The sequence below is a fragment of the Parabacteroides chongii genome, assembly GCF_029581355.1.
Lineage (GTDB): Bacteria > Bacteroidota > Bacteroidia > Bacteroidales > Tannerellaceae > Parabacteroides > Parabacteroides chongii.
This window is the reverse complement of record NZ_CP120849.1, coordinates 3335040-3350195: the sequence shown is the minus strand read 5'-3', so window position 1 is coordinate 3350195 and position 15156 is coordinate 3335040. Positions and strand designations below refer to the sequence as shown.

The following is a 15156-nucleotide window of genomic DNA, read 5'->3' as shown; positions in this document are numbered from 1 at the left end:
CCGTTACAACATACCTCCTTCATATCCATATTAACCAAAAGATCCAAAAAATCAATTCATCGGGACTTCCATCAATAAGACTTTCGCATCTTTCAGAACTTCTATCGTAATACTGTCAGTATCATAGAAGCCGGCACCATCCCGCTTGGATAAGGTGGTGTTATTCACCTCCACTTCTCCTTCGATAACGAAAAGATACACGCCTGTCTCTTTTTTATGAAGTTTATACTCCTTGATCTGTCCGGCATCCAATGTCCCTAACGAGAACCAGGCATCCTGATTGATCGCCGCCGGTGTTTCACCGTCTGGTGAAAGGATCAGAGATAACTCATTCTTTTTCAACAAAGGACGTACATCGTAATTGTTGTACTTCGGCTTGGTATTCTCTTCACGTGGGAAAATCCATATCTGCAGAAACTCCAGTTGCTGTTCAGCACTGTCATTAAACTCGCTGTGGAAAATACCCGTACCGGCACTCATCACCTGTATATCTCCCGAAGTGATCGTTTCACTATTTTGTATACTGTCTCCGTGCCGCAAATAACCATTCAGCGGTATAGAGATAACTTCCATATTCTTATGCGGGTGTGTATCGAAACCTTCACGCGGTGCAACCGTATCATCATTCAAGACACGCAACTTTCCGAAATGTACTCTTTTAGGGTTGTAATAATTGGCAAAACTAAATGTATGATATGTTTTCAGCCAGCCGTGGTTTGCATATCCGCGAGAGTTCGCCTTATCTACTACCATTTTCATAAAATATTCCTCCTCTTTAATTCACATATATAACATTTGAGCCATTGAAAAAGTTCCGGCATCCCCCCTCACTCTATAATACCCTTTTTTATTCGTATGAAAAATGGTTAGATATAAAACATATCTGAACAGAATTCAGTACTTTTGCACAAAAATTCATCCAGTAAATATTAATCATATGGCAGTTTACTTAAACGATGTATCTAGAACCTTCGGTGAATACCTTCTTATTCCCGGTCTGACTACAAAACAATGTGTGCCAACAAACGTATCTTTAAAAACTTCGCTTGTCAAACACAACGTTGGCGATAAGTCATCTATCGAATTAAATATCCCGTTTGTATCAGCAATCATGCAATCGGTATCCGGTCCGGAACTGGCAATTGAACTTGCCCGCAACGGTGGTCTTTCCTTCATTTTCGGTTCACAGCCTATTGAAAGCCAGGCTGAAATGGTTAGAAGAGTAAAGAAATTCAAAGCAGGTTTTGTTACCAGCGATTCCAATCTGACACCCGAAAACACACTGGCCGACGTGATCGACCTGGTGAACAAGACAGAACATTCCACAATCGGTATCACCGACGACGGAACCCCTAACGGTAAACTGCTGGGGTTGGTTACCAGCCGCGACTATCGTGCAGAAAAAGACGATCCTTCCACAAAAGTAAAAGAATTTATGACTCCTTTCTCCAAGCTGATCGTCGGCGAAGTCGGTATCACGCTGAAAGAAGCCAACCAAATCATCTGGGATCATAAACTGAATACACTTCCGATCATAGACAAAGACCAGAACCTGGCATATTTCGTATTCCGCAAGGATTATGACAGCCACCGCGAGAACCCGAACGAGATATCCGGTGCTGACAAGAAATTGCTGGTTGGTGCAGGTATCAATACCCGCGACTATACGGAACGCGTCCCTGCCCTGGTTGAAGCCGGTGTGGATGTATTGTGTATCGACTCTTCAGACGGTTATTCCGAATGGCAATATGAAACACTGAAATGGATCAAGAAGGAATATGGCGACAAAGTAAAGGTCGGAGCCGGAAACGTGGTAGACAGAGAAGGATTTTTATATCTGGTAGAAGCTGGAGCTGATTTTATCAAAGTCGGTATCGGCGGCGGCTCCATCTGTATTACACGTGAACAGAAAGGTATCGGGCGCGGACAGGCTACAGCCCTGATCGATGTTGCGCAAGCTCGCGACGAATACAAGGAAAAGACAGGCATTTATATTCCTATCTGTAGTGACGGTGGTCTGGTACACGATTATCACATGGTACTGGCATTGGCAATGGGTGCTGACTTCTTGATGATGGGACGTTATTTTGCCCGTTTCGACGAATCACCTACAAAGAAACTGCGTATCGGGAATAATTTCGTAAAAGAATACTGGGGGGAAGGTTCAAACCGTGCCCAAAACTGGCAACGTTACGATATGGGAGGAACTGCTTCACTGAAATTTGAAGAAGGTGTAGACAGCTACGTTCCTTATGCCGGTAAGATGAAAGACAATCTGAATCTGACGTTAGGCAAGATCAAATCAACTATGTGCAGTTGTGGTGCTATCACAATCCCCGCTTTGCAGAGAAGTGCTAAGATCACATTGGTTTCCTCAACAAGTATCGTAGAAGGCGGTGCACATGATGTAATCCTGAAAGAACAGAATTAATCAATCATATCTGATAAATTCAATCCCCCAACCGTAAACTTCCGGATAAAAAGTTTACAGTTGGGGAATTTTGTACCATAAAGCTTACCTATATAATACCTGATACCTTTGCTTGCCATTCACTTTGTAAAATAAATGGAGAATTTCCATTAACCACTCTCAATATGTTAGCCCAAACAATCAAACAAAAACCATTTGTATTCATTTTCCCCCGTGAGAAACGGATATTTTGAAAACAGACGTGAATATCTCCTATAAAACCTAGAGAAAACAGGGGTAAAATAACATTCTGTCAAAATGATATTAAATGATATCACTAGAAATCAAATATTTGAATATCTTTGAGGAGGATAAAGTCGTTCAAGAGTCGCTAGTATATGAAAAGGAGAAAGAAGAAAAGAAATACCAAACAGAATGCCGTTGTTGCTTTTTACGAAAAGAACAACAGATGGCCTATGCTTACATCAAAAAATGAAAAAGAGAGACATCTGGCTGAATGGATTATCAGATATAGATTTATCAGAAATCATACTCCGGAAAAGCTTACAGAAAAACAGATCCAATTAATCGACAGGATCGACGTAGAGAAGACTCAGAAAAAGGAAGAACAGTGGTTGACTAATTACGAGAATGTAAAGGAATTTATAGAAAGAGAAAAGCGATGGCCTTCCAACAAAACAACAGACCCGGAAGAACTCAGGCTTTTCCACTGGTGTCTGGCACAACGGATCACCAGAAAAAACACGCCTAAATACAAACTAAATAAAAAACGTATCAAATTGTTGGATGCTATCGGCTTTCGCTGGGATTCATATACATCGAGAAGGACATGGAAGGAATCTTTCGATCTGGTGAAGGAGTTCTATAACAATACGGGGCACTGGCCTGTCCACACTAAAGATCCGGAAGAAACGAAACTGGCCAAATGGTGCAGCAAAATGAGGGCTTACAAAAATCAGACGGACACAAGCGTCACGCTGACTTCCAGACAGATCAAAAAATTGAATGATCTGGGCTTCGACTGGACCGGCAGTTATGGCAACAACGGACGTTCTCCGGAGCGGGTCAACAGAATATGGATCGAAAGATATCACGAATTTTGTGAATTCACAGCAAGCAAAAAAAGATACCCCCGTGTCAAATCCGAAGATCCGATAGAAGAATCTCTATACTCGTGGTGGATGAGAATGGCTTATCTGAAAAGAAGAAACAAACTCAGCAGCGAACGTATCCATTTGCTTGATTGCATCGGTTTCAGATGGGGAAAAGGAAGTGAAGAATAAAAACAAAAAAAAGGTTTGAAAAATGAATTTCAAACCTTTCTTGTTGTTCTACCAGGGCTCGAACCTGGAATTTCAGGACCAGAATCTGACGTGTTACCATTACACCATAGAACAGTTTTTGTAGCTTCGAGTAGTATGTTTCTCGATTACGGGTGCAAAGATACGGACATTTTTTATTCTTGCAAATATTTTGCGAAAAAATTTCATCAAAATAAACATTTTTCTTTTTCTCCTGTTTTGAAATTACAGGGTTTATACATATATTAAAGAGAGAAAGGATGCAGATAATAAATTAAGGAGTATATTTGCAACTTCGAAAATTATTCAATAAAAAATAAATGGATCAAACAAACGAATTAGTAAAAACAATTGTAGAAGGCCTGCAAGATAAAAAAGGCAAAAATATTGTAACCGTAGATTTAACCCAGATACCCGGAGCGATTTGCCAATACATGGTGATCTGTGAAGGTAGCACCCCCACCCAAGTGTCGGCCCTATCTGATTCAGTATGGGATTTTGCACGTAGAGAGGCTGGAGAAAAGCCATTGTCTGTTGACGGCAACCAAAGTGCCGAGTGGATAGGAATGGATTATGGCACGGTTCTTGTACACATATTCTTACCGGAACAACGCGAGTTCTATAATCTGGAAACACTGTGGTCGGACGTTAAAGTCACGCAGATACCGGATCTCGATTAAGCCGGGTTAATATTATCGAATTCAAAGTATGGAAAATAAAAACGACATGTTTAATAAAGCGCCGAAGAACAATAAGCCTAAAATGTTCCGGTTTAACCTGTATTGGATGTACGGGCTAATATTCATAATGCTTTTTACGTTATACCTGACAAACGACTCCTCGGCATCGAAAGAGCTGGGATGGACTGAATTCCAGAAGCTGGCTCAGGAGAATGTGTTTGACAAAATGGTTGTCTACAACAAGAAAAATCTGGTTGAAGCCACCGTTAAAAGCGGAAAGAAAGGATTGGTATTTAAAAGTGACAGCACAGCACTGGGGACTAACCCGAAAGTATACGTAAAGATACCATCTGCAGACAAATTTTCCGATTTTTACGATAAAGCGGTGACAGATAATCATGTCGACACACAAGTGCGCTTCGAAGAAGGAGATGATGCCATATGGAACTTTTTGGTTTCTTTCGGACCGATCATCCTGATCATTGCCGTATGGATTTTCCTGATGAGAAGAATGTCCGGCGGTGCAGGCGGTGGTCCAGGTGGAGTATTCAGTGTCGGCAAAGCGAAAGCACAACTCTTTGACAAAGATAATGACCGGAAAGTGACATTTAAAGATGTAGCAGGTTTGTCAGAGGCCAAACAGGAAGTGGAAGAAATCGTTTCGTTCCTCAAAAATCCTGAAAAATATACGGAACTGGGTGGTAAAATTCCGAAGGGAGCTCTCTTGGTAGGTCCTCCGGGAACAGGTAAAACGTTGCTGGCAAAGGCTGTAGCAGGTGAAGCGGATGTTCCGTTTTTCTCACTGTCGGGTTCAGACTTCGTTGAAATGTTTGTCGGCGTGGGTGCATCACGTGTTCGTGACTTGTTCCGCCAGGCTAAAGAGAAGTCGCCTTGCATCGTGTTCATCGATGAAATTGATGCCGTAGGTCGTGCCCGTGGCAAAAACGTAAACATGAACAGCAACGACGAGCGTGAGAATACCTTGAACCAGTTGCTGACAGAAATGGACGGTTTCGGTTCAAACAGCGGTGTGATTATCCTGGCAGCAACCAACCGCGCCGATATTCTGGATAAGGCTTTACTGCGTGCAGGACGTTTCGACCGTCAGATCCATGTGGAATTGCCCGACCTGAATGAACGTAAAGAAATATTCGGCGTACATTTACGCCCGATCAAGATAGACGAAAGTGTCGATGCTGAATTTCTGGCTCGCCAGACTCCGGGATTCTCAGGTGCCGATATTGCCAATGTTTGTAATGAAGCAGCCTTGATCGCAGCCCGTAGCGGAAAGAAATTTGTACAAAAAGAAGATTTCATGAATGCTGTAGACCGTATTGTCGGCGGTCTGGAAAAACGGACTAAAATAACTACAGCTGACGAACGCAACAGCATCGCCAACCACGAAGCCGGACATGCCACATTGAGCTGGCTGCTTGAACATGCCAACCCGTTGGTAAAGGTAACGATTGTACCGCGAGGTAAAGCTCTTGGAGCTGCCTGGTATCTGCCGGAAGAACGTCAGATCACTACGCGCGAACAATTGCTCGACGAAATGTGTGCAACACTGGGCGGACGTGCTGCCGAAGAATTGTTCCTCGGTAAGATCTCGACCGGTGCATCCAACGACCTGGAGCGTGTAACCAAACAGGCATATGCCATGGTGGTTTATTTCGGTATGAGTGATAAACTTCCGAACCTGAATTATTACGATTCAACCGGTCAGGACTGGGGATTCACTAAACCATACAGTGAAGAGACATCCCGCATGATCGACCAGGAAGTACAAAAGATCATCAACGAACAATATGAACGCGCAAAGAAAATCCTGTCAGAAAATGCAGAAGGACACAACCAACTGGCACAGGTTCTACTCGAACGGGAAGTGATCTATACAGAAGATGTGGAGCATATCTTTGGTAAACGGGCCTGGATCTCACGCTCACAGGAAATCCTGGAGCTACAGGAAAAGGCGAATAATGAGAAACAGGCTTCCGACGATAAAAAGCCGGAAGATACAGACTGCCAATCAACCGATAATAAGGTCCAGGCTGTTACAGCGAATGTCAGTGAGACTGACAATATTGCCTGACAAACATTTATCCGATAAATAAAAAGAGACCGGACAGTATTCTTCAAGAAAGAACTGCCCGGTCTCTCTGTATATATTTAGATTTATTCTTTATCTTTGCACGAAAAATAAATCAACAAACGAACAAAACGATACAGTATTGAAAAATCTGATAAAACGGGCGCTTACCGGTATAATTTTCGTTGCGATCCTAGTGGGAGCTATTTGCTACCATCCAATCTCTTTCCTTGTTGTATTCGGCTTAATTACCGGATTGACTTTATGGGAATTTTACGGTTTAGTGAAACATTATGAAGAGGCCTCCATCAAACGAACTATATCTTCATTGGGAGGGGCTTATTTATTCGCTGCCACTTTTGCCTACACCAACCAACTGGCCGACGGTGTAGTCTTCCTGCCTTATCTCCTATTCCTTATATATACACTAGTTGCCGAATTATACTACAAAGCCCCGAACCCGATCAATAACTGGGCATTTACCATTTTTGCACAGGTCTATTGTGCCGGGACATTTTCGATGCTGAACTTTATAGCAGCCCTGCCGGATACTCCGGGGCAGATCGTTTATTCTCCATTATTTATTATGGCTATTTTCATTTTCATTTGGTTGAACGATACCGGAGCCTATCTGGTCGGTTCGATGATCGGGAAGAGGAAATTGTTTGAACGAATTTCCCCTAAAAAGTCATGGGAAGGATTCTTCGGAGGCCTGGCTGTCGTATTGAGTGCTTCACAAGCACTGGCATGGTATGCACCGGAAGTAAGCTGGTACAATTGGCTGGGATTATCAGCTACCGTTGTCCTGTTCGGCACCTGGGGAGATTTGATCGAATCGCTGTTGAAACGCACACTGGGTGTAAAAGACTCGGGGAACGTACTCCCCGGCCACGGCGGAATGCTCGACCGGTTCGACAGCCTGATGCTGGCTGCCCCTGCCGCCTACATTTATATAGAACTATTTATTCGAAATTAAACGTCAGCGAAACCATACGGGAAGTCGCTTTCGATAATGCATTCGGATATTTGATAAGATCTTTATCCGTCAGGTCACTACGGTCTTTCTGTAGCAGGTCGACCAGTCCGAAACTAAACTTCAATTCAGGACAGAGCTTGAAGAACGGCAGGTAAATATCACATCCTATACCGAATTCCAAACCAAAATCGGCTCCTTTCAATAAGACCGGCATTCCTTTCTTACGTCCGAGGTCCATTGCTCCGAATATACCGCCAATCAGATAAGGACGATAATTATTCAAACGGAGGGCTGAATATTTCACACTCAGAGGAAAGCTCAGGATCGTGGAACGAACAGAAGTAGTGAACTCTTCGCCGGTAGCTTGTTCGCGGAACAGAAACTTTTTATCTCCGAAATGCACCGTAGGTATAAAACGCAGATTAAAATAAGGATTCAGATACATATCCCCTATCACACCGACACTGAATCCGGGTGAATAACTGGGAATTTCAGCAAACCATGTCTCACCGTCGGTTGCCACACCGGTATTGGTCAATAACAAATCCTGCGCATGCAATCCGACATGGAATCCCAAATGAACCCACTTCAAGTCGGCATACGGCTGATTCTTAACCTTCTCTTTCTGTGCCATCACACCAGGAATGGCAAGACTACATATCAATAATAAAAATAATAGACGTCTCAACTCTCAATCAATTTTGAATAATAACGAAAAAGATCAGAACTTATTGCAGAAATACAAATAAAACTCTATTTTTGCACCAACTAATAGTTATCAATTTAAACGTTTAAGAAAATGGCTTATTTAATTAGTGAAGATTGTATTGCTTGTGGTACTTGCATCGACGAGTGTCCGGTAGGAGCAATTTCGGAAGGTGATATCTATCATATCGATCCTGAAATGTGTACAGATTGTGGCACTTGTGCTGACGCTTGTCCTACAGAAGCAATTCATCCGGCTTAAACCGCAGGAAATAGGCAAACCTGGCAACAGGCTACCTATAAAAGATAACGGACTGTTTTTTCTTTATCAGAAAAACAGTCCGTTATTATTTTTCCCCCTCTTTAGAAATCGATATCCAGCTTTATCTCATCCGAACCATCGTCTGTATTTGTCTCAGCATCCGGGGCCTGTGCTTTTTGATCTTCGGAGTTTCGTTGTTTGATGTAATTGATCACATCATTCATACCCTCCATAAACTTTTCAAAATCCTCCTTATAAAGGAAAATCTTATGTTTCTCGAAAGATACCTGTGTTCCGTTCTTAGGCTGTACCTTTTTACTTTCGGTCACCGCCAGGAACAAATCGTCTTTCAAGTTTTTCTTCACATCCAGATAATAGATCCGCTTACCTGCTTTTATGGCTTTAGAGTACAAAATCTCTTTATCGCCACCTTCAACCTGTATTTTCTTCACCGACTCATCCATATTAGCCAACATTTGTTAAAAACCCACCCAATATTCATAACTTGCTTCAAATATGTGCATTTTTTTTTAAACAACAACTATTTTAACGCATCAAAATATCTCATTTTACGTTTGAAAGTGTAAAATAACGCCTAACACATGTAAAATTAAATAAAGCGAGGCACTTTTATCAAAAGATTGACTACCTTTGCATCCTAATTTATAATAAAGTAGTTCCTTCAAACGATGATCAACAGAATTTTAATCCGCATTAAAGTTTTACAGATAGTTTACTCATTCTATCAAAACGGAAACAATGACCTCAAAGTAGCGGAAAATGAATTGCTTTTCAGCTTACGGAAGTCGTATGACTTATATCACTATTTCCTTCTTCTTATTATCGAAGTCACTAACCTGCAAAGACGGACACTCGACGCTAAAAAAAGCAAGTACATGCCGACTTATGCCGAATTGAACCCCAATACCCGTTTGGTGGATAACCGTTTCACCGCCCAGGTGGCAGAAAACGAAGCTCTCCAAAAATATGTAGCAGAACAAGGGTTGTCATGGGTTAACGACGAAGACTTCATCAAGAATGTATTGGATATAATCCTGGCTTCGGATTTGTACAACGAATATCTGGACAACGAGAACGATTCGTACGAAACAGACAAGGAATTCTGGCGTGCCGTATTCAAAAAGTTAATCTGTGGTAATGAAGTTATCGAAGATTACCTGGAAGACAAAAGCATCTACTGGAACGACGATATCGGAATCGTCGAAACGTTTACATTAAAAACGATCAAGCAATTTGAGGAAAAAAGCGGAAGCAAGCAGAAACTGTTGCCGATGTTCAAAGATCTGGAAGACCAGTCGTTTGCAATTAAACTGTTCCGCCAGTCTTTGTTGAAAGGCGCTGAATATCGCGAACGCATCAACAAGCATATGAAGAACTGGGAAGCTGAACGTATTGCCAATATGGACTTGATCATCATGCAGGTTGCACTGGCAGAGATCATGACATTCCCGTCAATACCTATCAACGTCACACTGAACGAATATATCGACATTGCAAAATATTACAGTACGCCAAAGAGCGGAGTATTTATCAACGGTATATTAGATTCTATCGTATCCGAGTTAAAAAAAGAAAAGGTATTGCTTAAAGACTAATTATTATACTTACATTTGTAGCTAGTCAACTTGGTACAAATTTATAAATGAATATAATTAATTATGAGCTTAGTTAGTATTTTACTTCAGGCTGCCGGAGGCCAGTCACAGTGGTCAGGCATCCTAATGATGGTGGTTATCGTTGCGATCTTCTATTTCTTTATGATCCGTCCGCAACAGAAAAAGCAGAAAGAGATCCAAAAATCGCGTGAAGCGTTGAAAGCTGGTGATAAAGTGATTACAGCCGGAGGTATCTACGGAAAGATTAAAGAAATCGGTGACACTTATATGCTGATAGAAATTTCAGACGGAGTACGTATCCGTGTCGATAAAACTTCTATCTTTGCTTCATCAGAAGACGCACAGCAAAAATAAGGAACAACAAATATGCCGCAGCTTGATAATATAAATCAATCATTCAAGTCTGCCCGGATGAAGATTAATGCTTTTCTGCGTCGTCAGAGATGGAAAGAAGCATTAATCTTTTTCTTTTTTGTACTACTGTCATTAGGCTTTTGGCTATTGCAGAGCCTTCAGCAGGAATACGAAATAGAGATCAACATACCGGTCAGATATAAGAATATCCCACCCGATATTTCTTTTACGGAAACGCCTCCGCAGGAGGTGATTGCTAAAGTAAAAGATAAAGGAAGTGTTCTGCTGAACTATTCCTTCGGGAGATCGTTTGCCCCGATCGAAATGAACATGAAAAATCAGGCAGAGAAAAGCGGCTCTTTATCCATTGCGAAAAAAGCGATTGAGAACGATATCCAAAAACAATTGCTGGCAACCACTTCGCTGGTAGGTTTCGAACCTCAGTACATTGAAGCGCCTTACAGTAAACGCATCAAGAAAGATATCCCGGTGGTTTTCAACGGGACAATCCAGACAAATCCAGGTTTCCACGTATCCGGAAGCATAACGATCTCACCGATGAATATCAGTGTATATGCCAGTGATGTAGTACTGGATACCCTGAACCAGGCTAAAACGGTATTTACTGAAATAAAAAAAGGCAACAAAACAATCACCAAGACGGTACAACTGCAAAAGGTCAGCGAAGCGACTTATGACCCGACGAGCGTTACCATCACGATTCCTATAGAGGAATTTACGGAAAAAACACTGGAAATACCGGTTCTTTGTACGGATTTACCTTCGCACTATACGTTGCGTACTTTCCCGTCTGTAGCAAAAGTTACATGCAGTATTCCATTGTCCCGGTTCAAGGACTTATCGGAAGACGCATTTGAGATCAAATTTTCATTTAAAGATCTGGAACAAAACGTGTCGGGTACCCTACCAATCCAACTGACGAAAAAGCCGGATTGGGTAACCACCACAACGCTTGTCCCGGACAAAATAGAATTCATCCTGGAACAAAACAACCTTCAATGATCAAAATCGGAATAACCGGTGGTATAGGAAGTGGCAAATCGGTCATTGCTTCCTTGCTGAACCTGTATGGAATACCGGTCTACGTAGCTGACACGGAGAGTAAGATTCTGACCGAAACATCACCGGCAATCAAAGAAAAGCTCACTGCTTTGTTCGGAGACGACCTTTATACCGACAAAGGACTGAACAAGAAGCTACTGGCTTCCCATATATTCACTAATCCGGAATATCTTCAACAGGTAAACGCCATTATCCATCCGGAAGTGAACAATCATTTTTCCGCCTGGACAAAAGCTCAGACCAGCCCCATATGTGCTATCGAATCGGCAATTCTCTTCGAATCGGGCTTCAACAAAGTCGTTGACAAAAGCCTGATGGTATATGCCCCCCAGGAGATCCGTATCGAACGGGCGGTTTCACGGGATAATACTGCCCGGGAAGAAATCATTCGCCGTATTGAGAACCAACTGCCGGATGAAACAAAAAGAGACTGGTCCGATTATGTTATCTACAATGACGATAAGCAGGCTTTACTGCCCCAGGTTGAAAAATTTCTGGCATCTTTATAGGAATAAATCGTATAGTTATGCTACATTTGCAGCTTTAAAGTTTAACACTATTAGAAAACAAAGATTATGTTGAAGACTATTTTGTCTATTTCGGGAAAACCGGGATTATTTAGATTGGTTTCCCACGGAAAGAACATGCTGATTGTCGAATCGCTGACAGATAAAAAAAGAGTACCAGCTTATGCAAAAGATAAAGTGATCTCGCTTGGTGATATCGCTATTTACACGAACGAGACTGAAGTTCCTTTGCACGAAGTGCTTACCAGCGTAAAAAATAAAGAAAACGGAGCCAAAGTAACAGTACCTTCCGACACAAAGGAATTGCGTACTTATTTTGCTGAAGTTTTACCTGATTTTGACCGCGAAAGAGTATATCCGAGCGATATCAAAAAATTGCTGACATGGTATAACATCCTGATCGGAGCTGAAATCACAGACTTCACACCGGAGGAAGAACCTGTCGCTGAAGAAGCAACAGCTGAAACAGAAACCAGCGCTGAAGAAAAAGCTGAATAAAAATCAATCAGTAATAAAAAAGCCGATGTATAAATTGATTTACATCGGATTTTTTATTTAGTCATGACGGATTTGATCCGTCATGATAACTATCAGAATAACGGATTATCTACTTTTTCCTTTAACAAGGCAAGATCGATCACTTGATGGATATCTTCCACATAATGGAAAGTCAATCCTTTTACATAATCCGCTTTGATCTCTTCGATATCCTTTTGGTTTTCCTTGCAAAGAATCAGTTCCTTGATACCTGCCCGTTTGGCAGCCAGGATCTTTTCCTTGATACCTCCAACCGGAAGCACCTTACCACGCAATGTAATCTCTCCGGTCATTGCCAGATTCTTCCGTACCTTACGCTGTGTAAATGCCGATACCAAAGACGTAACCATGGTCACACCGGCACTGGGCCCGTCTTTCGGGATCGCTCCTTCAGGAACATGGATATGTACATTCCAGTTTTCGAACAAATCCTCATTTATATTGAAGACAGAGGCATGGGCATGGATATACTCAAGTGCCAACATGGCAGATTCTTTCATTACATCCCCTAAGTTACCTGTCAAAGTTAACTTCGACCCTTTTCCCCGGCTCAGGCTGGATTCCACGAAAAGGATCTCTCCTCCTACAGCGGTCCACGCCAATCCGGTTACAACACCGGCATATTCATTCCCCTGATATTTATCACGACTGTATTCTACCGGCCCCAGATATTCATGCAGATCTTCCGGTTTGATCTGCGATGGGATAGCTTCGTCGGAAGCAACTTTACGAGCCAGTTTACGCATGATCTTGGCAATCTTTTTATCCAGTTCACGGACACCGCTTTCACGGGTATATGATTCGACAATAACCTGCAAAGTCTTTTTAGGAAACTTCACCTTGCCTTTACTAAGGCCATGAGCTTCCAGTTGCTTCGGTACCAAATGACGGGCAGCGATCTCTACTTTTTCTTCCAGGATATATCCGCTCACTTCAATCAACTCCATACGATCCAGCAAAGGCTGTGAAATCGTATTCAAATTGTTTGCCGTAGCGATAAACATGACTTTACTCAAATCATAATCGATATCCAAATAGTTATCGTGGAAAGCGGAGTTCTGTTCCGGATCCAGGACTTCCAGTAAGGCAGAAGCAGGATCACCTTTGAAATCATTCGTTACTTTATCTATTTCATCCAGGATAAACACAGGATTCGAGCTTCCCGACTTTTGGATATTTTGAATAATACGGCCACTCATAGCCCCTATATACGTACGACGATGACCGCGTATCTCTGCTTCATCATGCAGACCGCCTAACGATATACGCACATATTTACGGTGCAACGCTTCAGCGACAGATTTACCCAGCGAAGTTTTACCCACTCCCGGAGGTCCGTACAAACAGATAATCGGCGACTTCATGTCTCCTTTCAGCTTCAATACCGCCAAATGCTCGATGATACGTTCCTTTACCTTTTCCAGTCCGTAATGATCACGGTCAAGAACCTTTTGGGCATGTACCAGGTTGAAGTTATCTTTACTGTATTCATTCCACGGCAAATTAACGATCGTCTGTACATATTGTGTCTGTATGGAGAAGTCAGGCGATTGCGGATGCAAACGTTCCAGCTTACGTACCTCTTTCTCAAATATCTCAGCAACAGAAGCCGGCCATTTTTTCTTTCTAGCCTTTTCCCGTAACTCTTTTATTTCCAGTTCATTTATATTTCCACCCAGTTCTTCCTGAATAGTCTTGATCTGCTGCTGCAGGAAATATTCCCGTTGCTGCTGGTTTATATCTTCATGTGTTTTCATTTGGATAGAAGCCTTCAGTTCTACCAGCTGATATTCACGATTCAGAATAAACAACAAACGATAAGCACGATCCTTCAGGTCGCCGATCAACAGAAGTTCCTGCTTTTCTGAAGCTCCGCTGGGGATGTTGCTACAGGAGAAGTTGACCAGATAAAGGACATTCTTATTATTCTTTATGGAGAAGATCAAATCACGCGGCGGCTCGCTCATCGAACCCAACATTTTAATTGTCAGATCTTTGATCGTTGAGATAAGCGCCTCAAACTCACGGTCGGTCTTATCCGGCATCCTATCTTCCAGCAAAGTTATTTTTCCTTTCAGATAGGGTTCTGTTTCTTCCAGAGCATCCAGGGAGAAACGTTTCTTTCCTTGCAGAATCACCGTTGTCGTACCATCCGGCATTTCAAGTACACGGACAATATCTGCGATTACACCGGTCGTATACAAATCATTATACTCCGGATCCTCCGTGTTCACTTCTTTCTGACAGACAACACCGATCAAAGATTTATTGTGAACAGCCTCTTTTATCAGACGCATAGATTTAGGCCTGCCGACAATGACCGGCATGGCTACTCCCGGAAAAAGTACCATATTCCTCAACGGAAGAATAGGAACCACATTCCCTACTTTATCTATACCATCTGTAAAATCCTCATCCACATCACATTCTGTAAGGATAGGCATTACAATCCCAATATTATCGTCCAAATCGTCATACGACTCATCGGTAAACCTCTTCATTCTTTCTTTCATCATATTACTTCCCTATCAATTGTACTTATTGATACAATAAACGTGCCAAAGTTACAGCTTTTCA

The 15156-nt window shown here is 42.1% G+C and carries 15 protein-coding genes and 1 tRNA gene; 11 read left to right on the top strand and 5 right to left on the bottom strand.

What is annotated here, in order from left to right:
- Positions 1–51 precede the first annotated feature (51 nt).
- Positions 52–759: a pirin family protein gene (locus tag P3L47_RS12380; protein WP_277780970.1), complete on the bottom strand. Its 708-nt coding sequence runs from the start codon at positions 757–759 to the stop codon at positions 52–54.
- Between the two features lie 178 nt (positions 760–937).
- Here P3L47_RS12380 and P3L47_RS12375 point away from each other — a divergent pair, with 178 nt between their 5' ends.
- Both P3L47_RS12375 and P3L47_RS12370 read left to right on the top strand, forming a co-directional pair.
- Positions 938–2431: an IMP dehydrogenase gene (locus tag P3L47_RS12375; RefSeq protein WP_122360663.1), complete on the top strand. Its 1494-nt coding sequence runs from the start codon at positions 938–940 to the stop codon at positions 2429–2431.
- Between the two features lie 377 nt (positions 2432–2808).
- The gene (locus P3L47_RS12370) at positions 2809–3714 is read left to right on the top strand and encodes a helicase associated domain-containing protein (protein ID WP_122360665.1); all 906 of its coding nucleotides are present in this window, start codon (positions 2809–2811) and stop codon (positions 3712–3714) included.
- 43 nt (positions 3715–3757) lie between these two features.
- On the opposite strand, the gene P3L47_RS12365 is transcribed toward P3L47_RS12370, so the two are convergent.
- A tRNA-Gln gene (locus P3L47_RS12365) sits at positions 3758–3828 on the bottom strand.
- A 224-nt stretch (positions 3829–4052) separates the two neighbouring features.
- Here P3L47_RS12365 and rsfS point away from each other — a divergent pair.
- The 3 genes from rsfS to P3L47_RS12350 all read left to right on the top strand — a co-directional run bounded on the left by rsfS (position 4053) and on the right by P3L47_RS12350 (position 7474).
- Complete coding sequence (rsfS, locus tag P3L47_RS12360) at positions 4053–4412, top strand: ribosome silencing factor (protein ID WP_122360666.1); 360 nt, start codon at positions 4053–4055, stop codon at positions 4410–4412.
- Positions 4413–4440: 28 nt separating this feature from the next.
- Complete coding sequence (ftsH, locus tag P3L47_RS12355) at positions 4441–6501, top strand: ATP-dependent zinc metalloprotease FtsH (protein ID WP_277780969.1); 2061 nt, start codon at positions 4441–4443, stop codon at positions 6499–6501.
- Positions 6502–6640: 139 nt separating this feature from the next.
- A complete protein-coding gene (locus P3L47_RS12350; protein WP_122360668.1) occupies positions 6641–7474 on the top strand; it encodes a phosphatidate cytidylyltransferase in 834 nt (277 codons plus the stop codon).
- On the opposite strand, the gene porT is transcribed toward P3L47_RS12350, so the two are convergent.
- Positions 7461–8162: a type IX secretion/gliding motility protein PorT/SprT gene (gene porT, locus P3L47_RS12345; RefSeq protein WP_122360669.1), complete on the bottom strand. Its 702-nt coding sequence runs from the start codon at positions 8160–8162 to the stop codon at positions 7461–7463. The genes P3L47_RS12350 and porT overlap by 14 nt on opposite strands.
- Before the next feature lie 111 nt (positions 8163–8273).
- Here porT and P3L47_RS12340 point away from each other — a divergent pair, with 111 nt between their 5' ends.
- The gene (locus P3L47_RS12340) at positions 8274–8441 is read left to right on the top strand and encodes a DUF362 domain-containing protein (protein ID WP_122360670.1); all 168 of its coding nucleotides are present in this window, start codon (positions 8274–8276) and stop codon (positions 8439–8441) included.
- Between the two features lie 101 nt (positions 8442–8542).
- On the opposite strand, the gene P3L47_RS12335 is transcribed toward P3L47_RS12340, so the two are convergent.
- Positions 8543–8905, bottom strand: coding sequence for a DUF3276 family protein (locus tag P3L47_RS12335; protein WP_122361073.1), 363 nt, complete (start codon positions 8903–8905; stop codon positions 8543–8545).
- A 225-nt stretch (positions 8906–9130) separates the two neighbouring features.
- On the opposite strand from P3L47_RS12335, the gene nusB reads away from it, so the two are divergent.
- The 5 genes from nusB to P3L47_RS12310 all read left to right on the top strand — a co-directional run bounded on the left by nusB (position 9131) and on the right by P3L47_RS12310 (position 12540).
- A complete protein-coding gene (gene nusB / locus P3L47_RS12330) occupies positions 9131–10057 on the top strand; it encodes a transcription antitermination factor NusB (RefSeq protein WP_122360671.1) in 927 nt (308 codons plus the stop codon).
- A 63-nt stretch (positions 10058–10120) separates the two neighbouring features.
- The gene (yajC, locus tag P3L47_RS12325; protein ID WP_122360672.1) at positions 10121–10432 is read left to right on the top strand and encodes a preprotein translocase subunit YajC; all 312 of its coding nucleotides are present in this window, start codon (positions 10121–10123) and stop codon (positions 10430–10432) included.
- A gap of 12 nt (positions 10433–10444) precedes the next feature.
- Positions 10445–11455, top strand: coding sequence for a YbbR-like domain-containing protein (locus tag P3L47_RS12320; RefSeq protein ID WP_277780968.1), 1011 nt, complete (start codon positions 10445–10447; stop codon positions 11453–11455).
- The gene (coaE, locus tag P3L47_RS12315; RefSeq protein WP_277780967.1) at positions 11452–12024 is read left to right on the top strand and encodes a dephospho-CoA kinase; all 573 of its coding nucleotides are present in this window, start codon (positions 11452–11454) and stop codon (positions 12022–12024) included. The genes P3L47_RS12320 and coaE overlap by 4 nt, the downstream gene beginning before the upstream one ends.
- Positions 12025–12090: 66 nt before the next feature.
- On the top strand, positions 12091–12540 hold the full coding sequence (locus P3L47_RS12310; protein ID WP_277780966.1) for a DUF5606 family protein: 450 nt from the start codon (positions 12091–12093) through the stop codon (positions 12538–12540).
- Between the two features lie 92 nt (positions 12541–12632).
- Here the strand turns inward: P3L47_RS12310 and lon are convergent, their stop codons facing one another.
- On the bottom strand, positions 12633–15095 hold the full coding sequence (gene lon / locus P3L47_RS12305; protein WP_122360676.1) for an endopeptidase La: 2463 nt from the start codon (positions 15093–15095) through the stop codon (positions 12633–12635).
- Between the last annotated feature and the right edge of the window lie 61 nt (positions 15096–15156).

Bases quoted from the DNA above. Each gene is read 5' to 3' on its own strand.
- P3L47_RS12320 (WP_277780968.1), top strand. From the start codon at position 10,445: ATGCCGCAGCTTGATAATATAAATCAATCATTCAAGTCTGCCCGGATG.
- ftsH (WP_277780969.1), top strand. From the start codon at position 4,441: ATGGAAAATAAAAACGACATGTTTAATAAAGCGCCGAAGAACAATAAG.
- coaE (WP_277780967.1), top strand. From the start codon at position 11,452: ATGATCAAAATCGGAATAACCGGTGGTATAGGAAGTGGCAAATCGGTC.
- nusB (WP_122360671.1), top strand. From the start codon at position 9,131: ATGATCAACAGAATTTTAATCCGCATTAAAGTTTTACAGATAGTTTAC.
- P3L47_RS12340 (WP_122360670.1), top strand. From the start codon at position 8,274: ATGGCTTATTTAATTAGTGAAGATTGTATTGCTTGTGGTACTTGCATC.
- P3L47_RS12380 (WP_277780970.1), bottom strand. From the start codon at position 759: ATGAAAATGGTAGTAGATAAGGCGAACTCTCGCGGATATGCAAACCAC.
- lon (WP_122360676.1), bottom strand. From the start codon at position 15,095: ATGATGAAAGAAAGAATGAAGAGGTTTACCGATGAGTCGTATGACGAT.
- yajC (WP_122360672.1), top strand. From the start codon at position 10,121: ATGAGCTTAGTTAGTATTTTACTTCAGGCTGCCGGAGGCCAGTCACAG.
- P3L47_RS12375 (WP_122360663.1), top strand. From the start codon at position 938: ATGGCAGTTTACTTAAACGATGTATCTAGAACCTTCGGTGAATACCTT.
- P3L47_RS12310 (WP_277780966.1), top strand. From the start codon at position 12,091: ATGTTGAAGACTATTTTGTCTATTTCGGGAAAACCGGGATTATTTAGA.
- P3L47_RS12370 (WP_122360665.1), top strand. From the start codon at position 2,809: ATGAAAAGGAGAAAGAAGAAAAGAAATACCAAACAGAATGCCGTTGTT.
- P3L47_RS12335 (WP_122361073.1), bottom strand. From the start codon at position 8,905: ATGGATGAGTCGGTGAAGAAAATACAGGTTGAAGGTGGCGATAAAGAG.
- rsfS (WP_122360666.1), top strand. From the start codon at position 4,053: ATGGATCAAACAAACGAATTAGTAAAAACAATTGTAGAAGGCCTGCAA.